Origin of the sequence: Moorena sp. SIO3E8, assembly GCF_010692445.1 — a bacterium.
In the GTDB taxonomy this organism is placed as follows: Bacteria; Cyanobacteriota; Cyanobacteriia; order Cyanobacteriales; family Coleofasciculaceae; genus Moorena; species Moorena bouillonii.
Genome location: NZ_JAAHHM010000022.1, coordinates 29166 through 50870, shown reverse-complemented (window position 1 = coordinate 50870; position 21705 = coordinate 29166). Strand labels below are relative to the sequence as shown.

The window sequence follows — 21705 nt, the reverse complement described above, 5'->3', positions numbered from 1 at the left end:
ATGCAACAAGTTGGAATTGAAGCACTAAATGTATATGGGGGTTCGGCTAAAATAGATGTCCGAATGTTAGGACAAGCACGTCAGTTGGACATGACTCGCTTCGATAATCTTCTGATGAAAGAGAAGGCAATTGCTATGCCTTATGAAGATCCAGTTTCTTACGCTATTAATGCAGCCAAACCTATTATTGATAGACTCAGCGATCTGGAAAAGCAACAAATCAAAATGGTGGTAGCTTGTACTGAATCTGGCATTGATTTTGGCAAATCTATGAGCACTTATATCCAGGATTATTTGGGGCTAAGTCGTAACTGCCGAATGTTTGAGATTAAGCAAGCTTGCTACTCAGCTACAGCAGGTTTACAGATGGCATTCAATTTAATTTTGTCCCAAACCTGTCCAGGGGCTAAAGCTTTGGTTATAGGAACTGATATATCCCGGTTTATTCTTGCAGAGGGAGGAGAAGCTCTAACCGAAGATTGGTCTTTTGCAGAATCAAGTAGTGGTGCTGGAGCAGTGGCTATTTTGGTCAGTGATGTGCCTAAAATTTTCCAAGCTGATGTAGGATGTAATGGTTACTATGGCTATGAGGTTATGGATACTTGCAGACCTAACCCAGACTCAGAAGCAGGAGATGCAGACTTATCATTGCTATCTTACCTAGATTGTTGTGAAAATGCCTACCAGCAGTATCAAGAATTAGTAGAAGGAGTAGATTACCAAAATACTTTTGATTACTTGAGCTTTCATACTCCTTTTGGAGGCATGGTTAAAGGGGCTCACAGAACTATGATGCGTAAGTTAAAAAAGGCAAAACCTTTAGAGATTGAAGAGGACTTTCAAAAGCGGGTGATGCCAGGGTTAGTCTATTGTCAGCAGGTAGGGAATATAATGGGAGCGACGGTGTTTTTATCCTTAGCTAGTATCATTGACAATGCAGATTTTAGCAAACCTCGACGAATTGGTATATTCTCCTATGGTTCCGGTTGTTGTTCGGAATTTTACAGTGGAGTTGCCTTTCCACAAGGAAAAGAAATTCAAGCTCAACAAAACATTTCATCACAGTTAGCAATGCGCTATTCCTTAAGTATGGAAGAATATGAGCAGTTACTAAATTATAGTTCGACAGTTGCCTTTGGCACTAGAAATGTGACTTTAGATTACAAAATCTTTCCTGGTGTGTGGAAACAAATTGAAGGCCAAGGTCGCTTAGTTCTGAAAAAAATCAAAGAATTTCACCGAGAATATGAATGGGTATAGCTATGAATTATCAAACTCTAAAAGTCAGTTATCAAGATGTTGTACAAAGGATTCAGATATATCGACCTGAAGCTAACAATAGCATCAATAGTCAGTTAACGATGGAATTGTTGTCAGCTTTCCAAGCTGCTGAAGCAGAAGAAGTTGTTAAAGTAGTGATATTAGAAGGACTACCTGATGTATTTTGTACAGGCATGGATTTTGAAGAAGTGGCAACAGGAAAACAACTCGATCCCAAAGCAAGTAATCATGGTTACTACAATATTTTGAAACAAATGTCTCAAAGTAGCAAAGTAATTTTGTCATTTGTGCGTGGTAAAGTCCAGGCGGGAGGGGTGGGTTTAGTAGCAGCAAGCGATCTAGTTATTGCTGATGAAACGGCAACTTTTGTTTTATCAGAATTATTATTTGGGTTATTACCAGCTTGTGTATTGCCTTTTTTGATTCGCCGAGTGGGGTTTCAAAAAGCCTACCGTTTAGCACTAACGACTCAAGCTATTTCAGCATCAGAGGCTGATAAGTGGGGATTAATTGATGAATATGGCAGTAATACTAATCAGTTAATAAGTAAATATATTCGACGTTTAAAGTATTTACCCTCATCAGGGGTGAAAGAATTAAAAAATTATATTAATCAGTTATGGATTATTCAATCAGAAACTCAAGATTTAGCTGTAAATAAGATTTCTAGTTTAATAGCAGAACCTACGGTTCAAGAAAAAATTCAACGTTTTCAAAAAGAAGGATTATTTCCATGGCAAACGTAAATCTTAATTTGGACTTAGTAAAGGGTAACTCCGATGTAGTGGAACTGGTGGAGTTGGGTAATGGTGTGGTGCAAATCACGATGAAGGATGAAGAAAACCGCAATACCTTTTCTCCCGGAATAATTGAGGGATTACACAAATGTTTTGGTGCAGTTGCTGAAAACAAAAGTTATAAAATAGTAATTTTGACAGGTTATGAAAATTATTTTTGTTCGGGAGGAACAAAAGAACAGTTAATCAGTATTTGGAAAGGAGAAAGTAAATGTACTGATTTAGATATTTTTAGGATAGCACTAGATTGTGAAATACCCGTAATTTCAGCTATGCAAGGTCATAGTATGGGTGGTGGTTTGGTGTTTGGATTGTATGCAGATTTAGTTGTGTTAAGTCAAGAAAGTATTTACACTACTAATTTTATGAAGTATGGTTTTACTCCAGGTATTGGATGCACGTTAATTGTCCCTGATAAATTAGGTGGTGTAGGGTGGGAAATGATGTACACTGCCCAAAACTATCGAGGTAAAGAATTGGCTGAACGGGGTGTTTATTTTCCAATTGTACCGAGAAAAGATGTGCTAAAAGTTGCTCAAAAGATTGCCTATGAAATGTCGGAAAAACCGAGACTATCTTTAATAACTTTAAAGGAACACTTAACCTCAAAAATCCAGAAAAAGCTGCCTGAATTTATAGACAAAGAATTAGCTATGCATGAAATAACTTTTCATCAACCAGAGGTAGGAAGTAGAATTGAGCAAATTTTTGACAAAATGACAATGGTAAGCAGTAACCCTCAAAATTTAAGTCAAGAGCCTGTAAGACAAGAAATAAGAACAGATTCATTGAATGGCCAACCATTTCAGTTGAAGACATCTAGTTATGGTTCGCTAAACAATTTAACTTTGGTCCCTCTGGGACGTCGAATTCCAAAACCAACTGAAGTTGAAGTTCAAATCAAAACTGTACCAGTTAATTTTCGGGATATACTCAATGCACTTGGTATGCTCCAAGAGTATTACGAAAAAACATTTGGCATTGCTAATGCTGAAGATCTCACTTTTGGTTTTGAAGGTGCAGGTACTATCGTAGCTGTTGGGGCAGAAGTATCGCAGTGGCAAGTCGGCGATGAAGTAATGGTAATGAGAATTCATAATGGATTTAGTAGCTTCATTACATGCTCGCCGAACAACCTAATGGCTAAACCTTTGAATCTGAATATGGAAGGTGCAGCTACTATTTTGGGGCCTTTTTCGACTGCATATCACGGGTTGCTTAACTTAGCCAAAATTCAGCCAGGAGAAAGAGTATTAATTCATGCTGCTTCAGGTGGGGTTGCACAAGCAGCAGTTCAGTTAGTTCAACTTTTTGGGGCAGAAGTATTTGCTACTACTAGTCCAGGTAAGATGACTTATCTCCGGGAACAGGGAATTAAGCATGTGATGAATTCTCGAACTATGGAGTTTGTAAATGATGTGATGGAAGTCACTCAGGGGCGTGGGGTAGATGTTATTCTCAATAGCCTGACTCATGGAGAATACATCCAGAAAAATATAGATATCCTTGCCGATGGAGGACGATATGTTGAAATTGGTAAGCTTGGTATTTGGAGTCACGAGCAAGTCTCTCAGAAACGCCCAGATATCCAATATTTTCCTTTTGATTTGTTAGAAGAATGTGCCAAAGATAATCAATTGCTTTCCCAGATATGGGGTAATTTGGCACTTAAATTTGATCGTGATCTCCTGAAGCCACTACCTTACAAAACATTTCCAATAGAAGATGTTATTAAAGCCTTCCGCTATATGCAGCACAGCCAGCATTTCGGCAGGGTAGTGGTAGTTATGCCTGACTCCTATTCTGGAAAGGAAAAAGAATTGGATGCTCGGCTATCCATTGAAAACCAAATGACTAAAGAGGAAAAGATATTACTTCAATTGCAATCTGGTCAACTTTCCTTAGAAAATGCGGAAGAACTCTTGTTAGGAAAGACGGAAATAGAAACACAAGAGAAAGCTATAGCAGACAATCAAATAGATAATATTCAAAACAAGTTAATTAACATGGATAGCTCAGAGCAAATCTTATCTTTAATTAGTGCAGGAGAAATATCTTTAGAAACAGCAGAAAAATTATTATTAGAAGAAGTAGTAGAACCAGAAATTAAGACAGAGGTTAATGATGGGCTTAACCCTAGTCAAAATGATATACCAACTACAGATATAGCGATTATTGGTATGTCATGTCGATATCCAGGAGCAAAGAACTGGAAGGAATTTTGGGAAAATTTAAAGAACGGAGTTGATAGTGTAACAGAACCACCTCCTGGAAGATGGGAAGAAAAAAATTGGTATCATCCAGATCCGGAGCATCCAGGTACTTCCTATTCAAAATGTGCCGGTTTTTTAGATGAAATTGATAAATTTGACCCTTTATTCTTTCAAATTTCTCCGGAAGAAGCTCGGTTTATGGAGCCTGAACAAAGAATATTTTTAGAAGAAGCTTACCACGCTATAGAGGATGCTGGATATGCTACTGACTCTCTCAGAGGTAAACAATATGGAGTATTTTGTGGGATCGCGGTAAACGGTGGTTATCTCAAATTGTTGTCAATGTCAGGAGATCTTCATAGAATGGCAATGACAGGAAATACTCCGTCAATGATACCAGCAAGAATTGCCTATTTTCTTGACTTTAGAGGACCAGTAATAGCTATTGATACTGCCTGCTCGTCGTCATTGCTAGCTGTTCATCAAGCTTGCGAAAGCATACAACGAGGAGAGAGCGAAATGGCGGTCGCTGGAGGTATTACTCTTATGCCAACAGCAGACTTTCAAATAATATCAAGTCAGTTTCAAGTGGTATCTCCTGATGGACGTTGTAGGACTTTTGATGCTTCAGCATCAGGTACAGGTTGGAGCGAAGGTTGTGGCGTTCTCTTGTTAAAAAGGTATAGTCAAGCAATTCAAGACAATGACCATATCTATGGAGTGATCAAGGCAACAGGAGTCAATTATGATGGTAACACTAACGGCATTACTGCCCCTAGTAGTCAATCTCAAGCCAGCTTACAAGAAGCAGTTTATCGGAAATTTGGAATTAACCCAGAAACTATTAGTTATGTAGAAGCTCACGGTACAGCAACACCTCTGGGAGATCCAATAGAAGTAGAAGCTTTAACAGAAGCTTTTTCTAAATGGACGAACAAGAAACAGTTTTGTGCGATCGGCTCGGTAAAGACTAATATTGGTCATTCAGCAGCGGCTGCCGGAGTTTCTGGTTTGATCAAGACAATTTTGTGTCTCAAAAAGCAAAAATTAGTTCCATCATTACATTTTAATCAACCAAACCCACATATTGACTTTGAAAATAGCCCTTTTTATGTCAATACAGAATTCAAAGATTGGGAAGTGTTTGAAGGCCAACCAAGGCAAGCTGCAGTTAGTTCTTTTGGTTTTAGTGGCACTAATGTTCATGTAGTTATAGAAGAAGCTCCCTCTCAAGTCAAAAGTCAGAATAATGTTGAACGTCCAGTTCATCTATTAACTCTGTCAGCAAAAACAGAAAAGGCTTTAGAAGATTTAGTCAGTAATTATCAAAATTATCTAGAAACTAATCCCGAGTTAGCCCTAGCAGATGTATGTTATACAGCCTCTACAGGCAGAGCCCATTTTAATCATCGACTAGGGGTTATTGCTTCCGATCCCAAGGAATTAATGGAGAAACTACTTGGATGGAAAACTCAGTCAGAATTAGTAGGAGTGTTTTCAGCACAACCCAATAGGGAAGGTCAGAAAATAGCATTTCTATTCACAGGCCAAGGTTCCCAGTATGTGAATATGGGCAAACAACTATATGAACAAGCACCAACCTTCCGTCAAGCCTTAGAACAATGTGACCAAATTCTCCAACCCGATCTGGAAACATCCATATTAGAAATCATATACCCTAAAGATGCACAAAAGTCAAGTCTTTTAGACCAAACAGCTTACACCCAACCCGCTATATTTGCCCTGGAATACGCCCTCTTTAAATTATGGGATTCATGGGGTATCAAACCGTCGGTAGTCATGGGTCACAGCGTCGGAGAATATGTAGCAGCTTGCATTGCCGGAGTATTTAGCCTAGAAGACGGCCTCAAACTAATAGCTATGCGAGGAAAATTGATGCAACAGTTACCCTCCGGTGGTGAGATGGTATCGGTAATGGCATCAGAATCAGAAGTAACAGAGGCTATAGGCGAATATACTTCCCAAGTAACAATAGCAGCAGTTAACGGACCAGAAAGTATAGTAATATCAGGTGAGAGTGGAGCTATAGCAACTATTTGTGATCAATTAAAAAACCTGGGAATTAAGACTAAACAATTACATGTATCCCATGCTTTCCACTCCCCATTGATGGAACCAATGTTAACAGAATTTGAAGCAGTGGCTAAACAGGTCACCTATAAGGAACCAAAAATACCACTAATATCAAATGTTACAGGTACTGAAGTAGGTGCAGAAATAACCACTGCTGACTATTGGGTAGCTCATGTGCGTCAACCAGTAAGATTTGCTACTAGTATGAAAACTCTGGAAGAGCAAGGATATGAAACCTTCCTGGAAATCGGAGCCAAACCAATATTGTTAGGAATGGGAAGGCAATGTGTAACAGAAGATGTGGGAGAGTGGTTGCCATCATTACGTCCAGGAGTGGATGAATGGCAACAAATGCTATCGAGCTTAGGACAATTATATGTAAAAGGAGCCAGAATAGATTGGTCAGGATTTGACTCCGACTATAGTCGTCAGAAAGTGGCATTGCCCACATATCCATTCCAACGGAAACGTTATTGGGTGGAAAACTATTCGCCGATGTCAAATTCTGTTTCAGTCAGTAGGAATGATGGTTTTGTTACTCACGAGGGAACATCAAATTCTTTGTTAGGTCATAAATTACCTTTACCGTTGGCAAAACAATTCCGCTTTCAGACTAAATTAACTCCTGAGTTTCCTTCTTATGTGAAAGACCACAGATATTACGGCAAAATAGTTGTTGCTGGTGCGTCTCACATTATTTCTGGTTTGCTTGCTGGTCAAGAAGCACTAAACAGTGAGTCTTGTGTTGTCGAAAATATTGAATTTTTGCAGATATTGGGAGCAGATGAAACTTCTAGTCGTACAGTGCAAATACTCCTAGAGCCAGAAAAAGAAACAGAATATGCTTATCAGTTGATAAGTTGTGAAGCAGGAAAAGAATACGATACATCAACATCTTGGACAGTTCACGCTAAGGCAAGGGTTCGCTCTGTTAATAACTCAGAGTTACCGGAAGAAAATATTGATATTGCAGCAGTAAAAAAACGATGTATTAAGTCTCTTTCCGACGATGAATATTATTCAACTATACTGGAACCAATGAAAGGAAATTTTCACCTGGGACCAACATTTCAATGGACGGAAAAAGCTTGGATATCTGCTACAGAAGGCTTGGTAAAACTAAAATCCGGCCCAAATCATGAAGAGATGCAGGAATATTGGCCTCATCCAGGTATGGTTGATTCTGGAATTGTGCCAGTAGTTCTGTTGTGGGAGTTTTCTCAGAATGCTAAGAATAATGATAACAGCGAAAAACCTGTCATTGATAGTGAAAGAGAAGTTCTCACCTACGCATTTGCTGGAGGCAAGAGCTTTAAGTTTTTCGATAATTTTGATATTGAAGATGAACTGTGGTACTATACCAGAATTGACGAGTCAAGTTCTTACAATCAAGAAGAACTTCGAGGTAATACTTACTTGCTCAATGGAGATGGCAAAGTATTAGCAGAATATACTGGTATAAACTTCCGTCCACTAAGTAGCAAGTTATTGTTGAGGAGCTTCGGGTTAGATTTCAGCGAGTGGTACTATCAAACAGAATGGCAACCTGCTGCTTTGATACCTAGTGAGAAACAGGAAGCAGGAACTTATCTGCTATTTTGCCCTACAGGAAAATCAAATACTAAGTTAAAAGAATGGAGCGATCGCCTAAAATCCCAATTATTAGAACAAAGTCATCAGTGTATTGTTGTTTATCCAGCAGATAATTACAAAAAGTTATCCTCGGAAGATAAATACCAGACAATTCAATTATCTCCAACAGAACCAGAACATTTCCAAAAGTTACTGCATGAGGTAAATGAATCATCAATAGAGAAGTTACCTTTGAAGGGTATTATTCATCTGTGGAGTTTAGAGACAGATGTTGAAGAGTTGACAAAAACAGAAGAGATAATTTGTGGTAGTATCATTAACTTATTAAAAGGGATGCGATCGCTAGAAAAATCGCCTCATCTGTGGTTAGTTACTCAAGGTGCTTCATTAGAATTCAGAACTCAGGGATCAATAGTCAGTAGTCAAGCTCAACCCCAACAAGCTCTTTTATGGGGGTTAGGCAAAGTCATAACTATGGAATATCCCCAGTTAGACTGTCGTTGCATAGACCTAGATCCTAATGCTGATGAACAAGAAACTTTAAAAGTTTTACTGGATGAGGTAGCTAACCATCAGACATCAACCAGTGTGGAAAATGAAATCCGCTATTGTCAAGGAGAACGTCAAGTGGCAAGACTAACTCAAAAAAGGTTAGATACTGATAATAGCCAATTAACTATTAAGACGGAAGCAAGTTATTTGATTACAGGTGGTCTAGGTGCTTTAGGTTTAGAGTTAGCTCAGTTCCTAGTACAACAAGGTGTTAAGAGTATAGCCTTGCTTGGGCGCAACTCTCCATCGGAAACGGCCCAGGAAAGAATTGAAAAATTAGAAGCTGCAGGAACTCAAATTTCAGTATTCTTAGGGGATGTCTCTGTGGAGAAAGATATGGTTGATATTTTCCAAAAGATACAGACATCCTTACCTCCCCTTAAAGGTATAATTCATGCTGCTGGAGTTTTAGATGATGGGTTCATAGAACAAATGAGTTGGCAACAATTCACAAAAGTTACAGCTCCCAAAGTTGCTGGAACTTGGAATCTACATAAACGAACAAAAGATATACCATTAGATTTCTTTGTTTGCTTCTCCTCCCTTGCATCAGTGTTAGGTTCCCCTGGTCAAAGTAACTATGCTGCAGCTAACGCCTTTATGGATACAGTTGTTCAATATCGTCGAAACTTAGGATTACCAGGATTGAGTATTAACTGGGGACCCTGGGCCAACGTTGGCATGGCAGCTCGGATGGGGACACAACAACAAGGTCGTCTACAAAATCAAGGTCTAGAAGGGATTAAAATAGAGCAAGGGTTACAAGCTTTAGAAGAAGTATTGGCTACCGAGGAAGCACAGATAGGAATATTTAATATTGACTGGTCACGCTTTTTGAGTCAATTGGGAGCCAAGATTCCAGCATTTCTATCGGAAATAGCAAGTCAGCATCCACTGCAAGGTCAAGCAAATAAGGGGCCAAAACAACAGAAGTTACTGGAAAAACTGAAAGTAGTAACAATTGACCAACGACAAAGGTTAATAGTTGACTATTTGATTGGTGTTGTTGCTAAACTATTGAGGCGGAGTAAAAATGATTTACCAGACCCAGAGGAAGGATTCTTTAATTTAGGAATGGATTCACTGATGGCATTGGACTTAGGACGAATGGTTCAGGCTGATTTAGGTATTACTTTGTCCTCAACTGTTACTTTTGAGTATCCAGATACTCAGGCACTAGCTGAGTATCTAGAAGAAATAATTCCGAAAATGGATCAGACAGAGGATGAGAAGGAGGCTAAGTCTGGGGCAACTAATGCTGCGGTTGATTCAGAAAATATAATTGCAGAGATTAGTCAGCTTTCAGAGGACCAAATGGATGAAGCTATTGAGCAAGCTCTGACTCAATTTGATCAGTTTACATAGAAAGTTCAGGAAACCCCAAGTAGGGACTTTGCATGGCACTTCCCTAAAGATACTGAGGGAGCAAGATACTCCCAGTACTTAAAACCTACCCACCAAAAAAGGAATTAAACATGGAACCGATATCGAAAACTACTCAACTCTCAAATCAGAAACGTCTTTTGTTAGCATTTAAACAAGCAACTGCCAAACTAAATGAAATTGAAACAGCGACCACTGAACCAATAGCAATTATTGGTATTGCTTGTCGTTTTCCAGGAGGTGTTGATACCCCGGAATCTTACTGGGAATTTCTCAGAGAATCAATAGATGGCAGAGTAGAGATTCCCAAAGATCGATGGAATAACGACCACTACTACAACCCCGACCCAGAAGCACCAGGCAAAATATATGTTCGTCATGGTTATTTTCTCCAACAACCAGTAGACCAATTTGATCCTGCCTTTTTCGGCATTTCTGGGACAGAAGCAAATAAGATGGACCCATCACAACGACTTTTGTTGGAGGTTACTTGGGAAGCATTAGAAAATGCAGGTATTTCACCCAGGAGTTTGAGAAATACGGAAACGGGAGTATATATAGGTCAATGTTTTAGTGATTATGGCTGGATTGGTATAGATCCCCTATCTAATAACTTAACTGATTTTTCTTTAGGTCTAGGTACGTCAATGAGTATCTCCTCGGGTCGGGTGGCTTATGTTTTTGGGTTACAGGGGCCGACTTTTACTCTGGATACAGCTTGTTCCTCGTCCTTAGTTGCTTTGCATACAGCTTGTCAGAGTTTACGCAGTGGAGAATCTAACCTGGCTTTGGCGGGTGGGGTAAATTTAATGCTTCATCCTAATGTAACTCATTCATTTTGTAAAGGTCGAGCATTGTCCCCTGATAGTCGCTGCAAGAGTTTTGATGCTAGTGCTGATGGTTATGCCCGTGGAGAGGGTTGTGGTATAGTTGTACTTAAACGTTTTCGGGATGCTGTAGCAGATGGCGATCACATTTGGGCTCTTGTCAAAGGTTCTGCTATTAACCATGATGGCCCTAGTAGTGGATTAACAGTTCCCAATCAACAAGCACAAAAGAAGGTAATTCGGCAAGCTTTGGCAAATGCTAAGGTAGACCCGTTAGCAGTTGACTATATTGAGTGTCACGGTACGGGAACTTCTCTAGGAGACCCTCTGGAGGTTAAAGCTATTCGTGAGGCTTATTGTCTAGAAAGAAGTAAGGAAGACCCTCTGATTTTGGGTTCAGTTAAAAGTAATGTGGGGCATTTGGAGGCTGCTGCAGGAGTTACAGGTTTAATTAAGATTATTTTGGCTATGCAGAATAAGGAAATTCCGCCGAATCTTCACTTTAATAAACCTAACCCTAAGATTGATTGGGAGAGAATTCCGGTACAGGTGGCAACAAGTGTTGTACCTTGGGAAAAACCAGGTAAGCCTCTTTTGGCGGGAATTAGTGGATTTGGTATGAGTGGTACTAATGCTCATGTTATCTTACAAGCAGCAGCAGAACAAGTTAAAGGTAAAAATGAGACAGAGCGATCGCTTCATTTATTAACTCTGTCAGCTAAAACAAGAAAAGCTTTGGAAGAGTTGGTTGTGCGCTATCAAAATTATCTGGGAAAAGAAAGCAGTAAGGATGAATTAGTCGACATTTGTTATACAACTAACACAGGACGCACCCATTTTAATTACAGGTTAGCAGTTATCGCTGCTAATCAAGCAGAGTTATTGGAGAAATTAAGCGCTGGTTTAAGTGGAGAGGAAATATTTTCTGGACAGGTGTCTAGTAGTAATTTATTAGCATTCCTCTTCACAGGTCAAGGTTCCCAGTATATAAATATGGGAAGACAACTGTATGAAAAAGCACCAACTTTCCGTCAAGCCTTAGAGGAATGTGACCAAATTCTCCAACCCTACCTGGAAACATCTATATTAGAAATCATCTACCCTAAAGATGAACAAAAGTCAAGTCTAGTTGACCAAACAGCTTACACCCAACCTGCCGTATTTGCCCTAGAATACGCCCTATTTAAATTATGGGATTCATGGGGAATCAAACCCAATGTAGTTATGGGTCACAGTGTAGGAGAATATGTAGCAGCTTGTATTGCCGGAGTATTTAGCCTAGAAGACGGTCTCAAACTAATAGCCATGCGAGGAAAGTTGATGCAACAGTTACCCTCTGGTGGTGAGATGGTATCGGTAATGGCATCAGAATCTCAGGTGACAGAGGCCATAAAAAAATATACTTCCCAAGTAACAATAGCAGCGGTTAACGGACCAGAAAGTATCGTAATTTCAGGTGAGAGTAAAGCCATAGGAAATATTTGTAACAAATTAGAATCAGACGGAATTAAGACTAAGCAGCTACAGGTATCCCATGCTTTCCATTCCCCATTGATGGAACCAATGTTAACAGAATTTGAAGCAGTGGCCAAACAGGTCACTTATAATCAACCAAAAATACCACTAATATCAAATGTTACAGGTACTGAAGTAGGTGCAGAAATAACCACTGCTGAATATTGGGTAGCTCATGTGCGTCAACCAGTGAGATTTGCCCAGAGTATAAAAACTCTAGAAGAGCAAGGATATGAAACCTTCCTAGAAATAGGACCCAAACCAATATTGTTAGGAATGGGAAGGCAATGTGTAACAGAAGACGTAGGAGAATGGTTGCCCTCATTGCGTCCAGGAGTGGATGAATGGCAACAAATGTTATCGAGCTTAGGACAGTTGTACGTAAAAGGAGTCAAAATAGACTGGTCAGGATTTGACTCTGATTATAATCGTCAGAAAGTAGCATTGCCTACATATCCATTCCAACGGGAACGTTATTGGGTAGAAACCAACAACAACTTCTGGCCTCAACGGCAATTTTCCCAAGGGGAAAACCTCCATCCCCTATTAGGTCAAAAGCTAAATTGTGCAGGGGAACAACAAATATTTGCATCACAAATAGGAGAAAACTCACCCAACTATCTGAAGGACCACCGAGTATTTAATCAAGCACTATTTCCCACATCAGGCTACCTAGAAATAGCAATAGCAGCAGGAAATTACCTATTAAAAACACCCCAGATAGTAATAGAAGACCTAACCGTAACTAGAGGATGGATACTACCAACAGGAGAATTGACAAATGCCCAAACTATACTCACCCCAACAGACAACCAAAGCTATAAGTTTCAAATATTTTCTCAACTTGAACAACAGGAGTGGAGACTTCACACCACAGGAAAAATCAGAAAAGAGTCAACCCCTCCTATTCAGGGAAAAATTGACCTAGAAAAATACAAGATTGAATGTAATCAAACAATAGAATTCAAACAGCATTATCAAAAATGTCAACAAATAGGAATAGACTTTGGAAAGAGCTTCCAAGGCATTCAACAATTGTGGTCAGGTTCAAACCAAGCATTAGGTTATATCAAACTCCCCGAAGAATTTATAACACAAACAAACGACTATAATTTCCATCCAGCACTATTAGATGCAGCCTTGCAAGTAATGTTTCATGCACTGCCAGAAACAGATAATGACAAAACTTATCTGCAAGTAGGAATAGAAGAATTCAGAGTATATAAGAATCCAGGGCTGAGTATATGGGCCTACGCATCAGTAATCAGTCGAGAAGTGGAAACTCCAGAAAGTTTGACTACTATTGTCACCATAGTAACTCCTTCAGGAGAAATAATTGCCAACCTCAAAGGTTTACAAGTCAAACTAGCAACAAAACAGACCCTACTGGGAACAGAAACCGAATCAATAGAAAATTGGTTGTATGAAGTAGAGTGGAGAAACAAAGGTATTTTAGGTAAACTACTACCACCAGATTTCCTCATACCTCCTATAGAAATCAACCAAAAATTAACTCCTACTCTGACAGAATTAGTAAATCATGTAGATAATGAAACAACAGCGTCTTTTGAAACAAGCTTAGAAGAATTAAGCAGAGATTATATAGTACAAGCATTACAGGAGATGGGTTGGTCATACAAACCAGCAGAAAGCTTTGCATTTGATGTAGCAGCCCAAAAATTAGGTGTAGTTCCTACCCATCGACCACTGTTTAAGCGTTTGCTGCAAATATTAACAGAGTCAGGAATACTCAAATATAATAATCAGCAGTGGGAAGTAGTACAAACCTTAGCTGAAGTCAAGCCGACTGAAAAAATTAGCAGTTTACAGAAGAAATATCCAGAAGAAACAGCAGCATTGACACTACTGGAGCGTTGTGGCTCTAAACTAAGTGGGGTATTACGGGGAGCAATAGACCCAGTAGAGTTAGTGTTCCCCCAAGGAGATTTGACGGCAGCGACTCAACTTTATGAAGAGTCAACAGTAGCGAAAGTGATGAACACAATAGTAGAAAAATCTATCACCGAAGCGATAGAAAAATTACCCAAAAGCCGAGGGCTCAGGTTGTTGGAAATAGGAGCGGGAACAGGAGGGACTACAAGCTATATCCTACCTCATCTAAATCCTCAGCAAACCGAATATACATTCACGGATATAGGGGCATTATTTACAGCCAAAGCTCAAGAGAAATTCCGGGATTATAAGTTCATAAAGTATCAAACTTTAGATATAGAAGTAGACCCGACAACTCAAGGATTTGAGGCTCATCAATATGATGTAATTATTGCAGCTAATGTACTTCATGCAACGACAGATATGAAGCAGACGTTATCTCATGTGCGAGAACTGTTAGCAGATGGGGGAATGTTGGTGTTATATGAAGCAACAGCTAAAACAATATGGGTAGATTTAATATTCGGACTGTTAGAAGGATGGTGGAAATTCAGGGATTATGAATTACGACCAGATTATCCTTTGTTGAGTAGAGAGAAATGGCATCATGTTTTGAGAGAAACAGGTTTTACTGAAGTAGTTACAATGCCAGAAGTCGAGGGAATGGCAGAAACATTTTCAGAGCAAACGGTAATTGTAGCTCAAGGCTCTCAAAGGAAGTTAGAACCAAGCAATGATGGTTCTAAGAGTTGGTTGATACTGGCAGACAAAAAGGGAGTAGGGCAACAGTTAGCGACCTTACTCCGTTCATTAGGAGAGGTTTGTACTTTAGTATTTGCAGGGGAAAAGTATCAACAGATAGCTCCGGGAGAATTTAGTATTAATCCTAATCAAGCTAAAGATTTTGAGGAGGTAATAGAGACAGTGGCGCTTAAGTCACCATCATTGTATGGAGTGGTACAATGTTGGACGACTGAAGCCGGAGTGGTTCAAGGGATTAATTCTGAGGAGTTAGGAAGTTTGTCGAAGTTAGGGTGTGGCACAACTCTATCTTTAGTACAAGCATTGGTGAAAGGCGGGTTATCAACTGTCCCTCGATTATGGTTAGTGACAAATGGTGCTCAGGCGGTGCCCGATAATCATCCGGTGATATCAGGAGTAGCTCAATCTTCGGTGTGGGGAATGAGTAAAGTGATTAGCTTGGAACATCCAGAGTTGAACTGTACTCGTATAGATTTGGGTCCAGAGGAGACTTTAGAGCGTCAGGCTGATGCCCTATTTAAAGAAATTTGGTCGGAGGATAGGGAAGACCAGGTAGCATGGCGTGGGGATGATCGTTATGTGGCTCGGTTGGTGGGTAGTCATCATCGGGAAGCAGTCGCACAACAAGCTGATGGTGAGACTCAAAAGCCTTTAAGTTTCCGTTCTGAAGCCAGCTATTTGATTACAGGAGGTATGGGAGGTTTGGGTTTACTGGTAGCTAATTGGATGGTGTCAAAGGGGGCTAAACATTTGGTCTTGTTGGGACGCCGTTCACCGGATGATGTTGCTATCAAAAAAATAACGGAGTTAGAAATAGCAGGAGCCTCGGTGGTAGTGGAACAAGCCGATGTGACTGATTTGGAATCGATGAAAGGGGTGTGGCAGAGGATTGAGGAGTCAAACAGACCCTTAGCAGGAGTGATTCATTCTGTGATGGTGCTATCAAATGGAGTGCTACGAAATCAGACTTGGTCTAGTTTCGAACAGGTGATGGAACCGAAAGTTCAAGGTGCTTGGCACTTGCATCAATTGACTCAAAGTCAAACATTAGACTTCTTTGTGCTATTTTCTTCAGCAACCTCTCTGTTGGGTTCACCGGGTCATGGTATGGGAAATTATTCTGCTGCTAATGGGTTTCTTGATGGTTTAGCTCATTATCGTAGAACTATAGGATTACCGGCATTGAGTATTCATTGGGGTGTAGTTTCTCAAGTGGGAAAGGTGGCTGAACGGAGTGCAGATATGGCTGCTATACTCAGTAAAAATGGGATGGGTGTAATATCTCCGGCTCAGGTATTGGAGTCTTTGGAACTATTGATGAGTGGTTCGGATGTGGAAGTAGGGGTCGTACCTATTGACTGGTCAGGGTGGCAGGAGAGAGTGGCACAGTGGCCGTTTTTAGCGGATTGGCAGGAAACTATATTGGAGGTAGCCCAACCATCGAAGTCAGATTTTCTGTTAAAGTTGGAGGCTACACCACCTAGTGAGCGTCGCTTGTTGTTGGTAGCTCATGTGCGTCGTCAGGTGGCTCAAGTGTTGGGGATTAGTGATCCTGAATCAATTGCAATGGATACAGGTTTTTTTGATTTGGGTATGGACTCTTTGACTTCTGTGGAGTTGAGGAATAAGTTGCAAAGTAGCTTGAAGCTATCGCTTCCATCAACTATAGCTTTGGACTACCCTAAAATTAAAGATATGGTAAATTATTTTGCTAAAGATTTACTGATTTTAGAAGAGAATGACAGCGATAATGTCAACAGTGATTCCCAGCCAAATCTTCAAATAGATAGGATTGCTAAAGAACTCGCAGAAAAATTAGGAGGTATTTAAATGATTAGTAATCAGGAAAAAGAGTATGCCCAACTGATGCAAATGGCATTAAAAAAAATTAGTAAGTTAGAAGCTGAAGTTGATCGACTTAAAAATCAAGATCAATCTGAGGCGATCGCCATAATTGGAATGGGTTGCCGTATTCCAGGAGGCGCATCTACCCCTGAAGCCTTCTGGGAACTTTTACAAAACGGAGTAGATGCGATTACGGAAGTGCCACCAGACCGATGGCCTGTTGATGAATATTACGACTCTGACCCTAGCGCTCCTGGTAAGATGTCTACTCGTTATGGAGGCTTCATAGAGCGACTGCAAGAGTTTGATGCCAATTTCTTTGGTATTTCTCCCAAAGAAACAATTCATCTAGACCCTCAACAGCGATTACTTCTAGAAGTGAGTTGGGAAGCCTTAGAGCGTTCAGGAATAAATCCTCAAAAACTTAAAGGAAGCTCTACTGGTGTCTTTGTTGCTATTGGTGGTAATGACTATCTTCAAAAGATATTAACTCAAGGCATTGAACAAATTGATGCCTATATGGCTTCAGGAAATGCCTACAGTACAGCATCCGGGAGAATTTCTTACCTTCTGGGGCTAAAAGGTCCTAATTTAGCAGTAGACACAGGTTGTTCCTCTTCTCTAGTCAGCGTTCATTTAGCCACTACCAGTTTAAGAAATAGAGAGTCTAATTTAGCTCTAGCGGGAGGAGTAAATGTATTAATATCTCCAAAAATTAACATCGGTCTTTCTAAGGCAGGAATGTTATCTCCCTATGGCCGATGCAAGACTTTTGATTCTACCGCAGATGGATTTGTCGGTGGTGAAGGATGTGGGATGGTCATACTCAAGCGTCTGTCAGATGCTGTTGCCGATGGAGATAATATTCTGGCAGTGATTCGTGGAACTGCCATTAACCATGATGGTGATACCAGTGGATTGACTGTACCTAGTAGGCCGTCTCAACAAGCAGTGATTGGTCAAGCCTTGGAAAATGGAGGAGTAGACCCAGCTAGTATTAGTTATATAGAAGCTCATGGCACAGGCACATCTTTGGGAGACCCTATTGAAGTGGGAGCAATAGGAACGGTATTTGGTCCAACTCATTCTAAAGAGCACCCGGTAATAATTGGTTCCGCTAAGAGTAATGTTGGTCATTTGGCGTCAGCAGCAGGAATTGCAGGTTTGATGAAGGTGATTTTGCAACTGCAATATCGGAAAATAGCTCCATCACTACATTTCAAGCAACCAAATCCTTATATTAATTGGGCTCAACTACCAGTACAAGTCGCGACTAAGCTGACCTCTTGGCCGACAAATGGTAAAAGTCGCATAGCTGGGGTTAGTTCTTTTGGTATGGGTGGCACTAATGCTCATGTAATTATAGAAGAAGCACCTTCAATAGCAACAACTCAGAATGTTATTGAACGTCCAATTCATCTATTAACTCTGTCAGCCAAAACAGAAAAAGCAATAGATGATTTAGTCAGTAATTATCAAAATTATTTAGAAACTAACCCCGAGTTAGCCCTAGCAGATGTCTGCTATACAGCTAACACTGGACGCGCTCAGTTTAATCATCGATTAGGGGTGATTGCATCTGAGCCCAAGGAATTAATGGAGAAACTGCTGGGGTGGAAAACTCAGTCAGAATTAGTAGGAGTGTTTTCAGGACAACCAAATAGTGAAAGTCCCAAAATAGCATTCCTATTCACAGGTCAAGGTTCCCAGTATATAAATATGGGAAGACAACTGTATGAAAAAGCACCAACTTTCCGTCAAGCTTTAGAGGAATGCGATCAAATTCTCCAACCCTATCTGGAAACATCTATATTAGAAATCATCTACCCCAAAGATGCACAAAATTCAAGTCTACTTGACCAAACAGCTTACACCCAACCGGCTATATTTGCCTTGGAATACGCCCTCTTTAAATTATGGGATTCATGGGGAATCAAACCGTCGGTAGTTATGGGTCACAGCGTCGGAGAATATGTAGCAGCTTGCATTACAGGAGTATTTAGCCTAGAAGACGGTCTCAAACTAATAGCTATGCGAGGAAAATTGATGCAGCAGTTACCCTCCGGTGGTGAGATGGTATCGGTAATGGCATCAGAATTTCAGGTAACAGAAGCTATAAAAGAATATACTTCCCAAGTAACAATAGCAGCAGTTAATGGACCAGAAAGTATAGTAATTTCTGGTAACAGTGGAGCTATAAAAAATATTTGTAGTCAGTTTGAATCAATTGGAGTCAAGACCAAACAATTACAGGTATCCCATGCTTTCCATTCCCCATTGATGGAACCAATGTTAACAGAATTTGAAGCAGTGGCTAAACAGGTCACCTATAAGGAACCCAAAATACCACTAATATCAAATGTCACCGGTACTGAAATAGGTGCAGAAATAACCACTGCTGACTATTGGGTGGGTCATGTGCGTCAACCCGTAAAATTTGCTCAGAGTATGAAAACTCTAGAAGAGCAAGGATATGAAACATTCCTGGAGATAGGCTCTAAACCGATATTGTTAGGAATGGGCAGACAATGTGTAACAGAAGATGTGGGAGAATGGTTGCCATCATTGCGTCCGGGAATCCCCCTCCCGTCCCCCTTAGAAAGGGGGAAGTCAGAGGATGCTTCGCTTTTTCATAGTGAATGGCAACAAATGTTATCAAGCTTAGGAAAATTATATGTAAAAGGAGTAAAAATAGACTGGTCAGGATTTGACTCTGATTATAATCGTCAGAAAGTAGCATTGCCCACATATCCATTCCAACGAGAACGTTATTGGGTAGAAACAACAGACACAAAACAGAAACAACATCAAAACACAGACAATATTCATCAGACTCCCATTTTCCAACTACTCACCCAAGGAAACACAGAAACCCTCACCCAACAACTAGAAACAACAGGCAAGCTTTCATCAGAAAAACTGAAACTCTTACCAGAAATATTAGACATATTAGCTCAACAACATCAAGAACAACTAACAGCCGCAACCCTCAAAAACTGGTTCTATGAAATTCAGTGGAAACCTTTAGATCAAAGCAACTCAAACACAAACATTCAACCAACTCATTGGTTAATTTTAGCCGATACCACAGGAGTAGCCGAAAAACTCGCCCAAAAATTACAACAACAGGGTCATGAATACAACTTAGTTTATCGAGGCGAGAACTATCAAAAACAAACAGCAAATACTTATCAACTCAACCCTCATACTCCCCAAGAATTTGAACAACTGTATCAAGAAATTCAACAAAATACTCAAACTTCCATTACGAAGTTAATTCATTTGTGGAGTTTAGATGCTCCCGCATCTAAAGAGTTAACCGTTGAAATTTTAGAAGAAACTCAATTATGGGGATGTGGCAGCGTAGTCAACCTATTACAGACTTTACTCAAAAACTCTAGCATTCCCGAACTGTGGCTAGTAACCCGTGGTTCCCAGTCAGTATTATCGAACACAGAAAATCAAATAACAGGACTAGCAGCTTCACCCTTGTGGGGATTAGGTAGATTAGTATCCCTAGAGCATCCCCAATTATGGGGAGGACTAATAGACCTAGATCCACAAGTTCCAGCAGCAGACGAGACAGAAAAGTTATGGGAATTATTAGCTAACCAACAATTTGAAGAAGATCATCTAGCCTTACGGGGAGAAAACACCTATGTAGCTCGTCTAGTTAACAAAGATACTCCAGAATTTTATCAACCCCTATCCTTATCATCAGATAGTAGTTACCTAATCACAGGAGGGTTAGGAGCGTTAGGATTACATACTGCCCAATGGTTGGTGGAAAAAGGAGGGAAAAATATTGTTTTAACTGGACGTCGCCCTCCAACAGAAAAAGTGACTGAGTCCATAAAAAAATTAGAAGAAACAGGATGCCAAGTGAGAGTGTTGTTAGGGGATGTTTCTGTTGAAGCAGACATAGCCAAAATTCTGGAACAAATTCAGACATCAATGCCAACACTCAAAGGCATAATTCATGCGGCGGGAGTGACAGGAGAAATTCAACTGCTTCAGGAATTAGAATTTTCTCAACTCGAAGCCGTACTGCGTCCCAAAGTAGTAGGAGGATGGTTGCTACATCAACTAACTCAGAAGCTAGAGCTAGACTTTTTTGTGAATTTCTCCTCCATTGCATCAGTATGGGGTTCAAAAGGTCAAGCTCACTATGCAGCAGCTAACCATTTTCTGGATGGATTAACTTATTATCGCCGCTCTCTGGGAGCACCAAGTTATAGCATAAATTGGGGGCCTTGGTTAGGAGGAGGTATGGCAACGGGAGAGGGAATAAATTTGTTAAATAAAATGGGGGTTAAACCACTGGAGTCAGAAAAAGCAATAGTTGCTTTGGAGAAGGTGTTAGTAAGCAATAGTCCTCAGACAGTAGTAGCAAATATGAATTGGAGGTTATTTAAGCAAGTTTATGAACTGGGAGGTAAACGGTCATTACTGTCAGAAATTTCATTAGACTTGGAAGCAACATACGGGGAAGACGGTGAGGAGCAAGAGACACAGAAACAGAATAGTTTACGAGAACGCTTGGAGGCTGTAACCGAAACTCAGAGAAGGGAGTTGTTGCAAAAAATACTACAAGAGGAAGTTGCCCAGGTCTTGGGTTTACCCATCACAAACAGACCAAATCCAAAGGTGGGATTTTTTGACATGGGGATGGATTCGCTGATGAGCGTAGAGTTACAGAGGAGACTGAGCAAGCTTTTAGGAGTGAATTTATCTTCAACCTTGACCTTTGATTCGTCCAACATTGAAAAGTTGGAGAAATATATAATCGATCAGCACCTTGTCACAGTTGGCCTTTTCAAGCCAGAGACTGATAAAGATGAACAGAAAGGCGATTTTCTGGAAACTAACCTTCTAGCAGAGATTGAGCAATCATCTGATCGGGAACTTGAAGGCTCAATTGATCAAATATTAGAATCTATAATTGATTAA

The 21705-nt window shown here is 40.2% G+C and carries 5 protein-coding genes; all 5 read left to right on the top strand.

Annotated elements, in window-relative coordinates:
* Window positions 1–1260 (top strand): hydroxymethylglutaryl-CoA synthase family protein, encoded by a 1260-nt coding sequence (locus F6K46_RS12210; protein ID WP_293062777.1) that lies wholly within the window; start codon window positions 1–3, stop codon window positions 1258–1260.
* Window positions 1251–2027 carry an enoyl-CoA hydratase/isomerase gene (locus tag F6K46_RS12205; RefSeq protein WP_293062775.1) on the top strand — a complete coding sequence of 259 codons (777 nt, stop codon included), beginning with the start codon at window positions 1251–1253 and terminating at the stop codon, window positions 2025–2027. The genes F6K46_RS12210 and F6K46_RS12205 overlap by 10 nt, the downstream gene beginning before the upstream one ends.
* On the top strand, window positions 2015–9895 hold the full coding sequence (locus F6K46_RS12200) for a type I polyketide synthase (protein WP_293062773.1): 7881 nt from the start codon (window positions 2015–2017) through the stop codon (window positions 9893–9895). Before F6K46_RS12205 ends, F6K46_RS12200 begins: the two co-directional genes overlap by 13 nt.
* Window positions 9896–10005: 110 nt before the next feature.
* Window positions 10006–16740: a type I polyketide synthase gene (locus F6K46_RS12195; RefSeq protein WP_293062771.1), complete on the top strand. Its 6735-nt coding sequence runs from the start codon at window positions 10006–10008 to the stop codon at window positions 16738–16740.
* Complete coding sequence (locus F6K46_RS12190; protein WP_293062769.1) at window positions 16741–21705, top strand: type I polyketide synthase; 4965 nt, start codon at window positions 16741–16743, stop codon at window positions 21703–21705. It begins immediately after the preceding gene.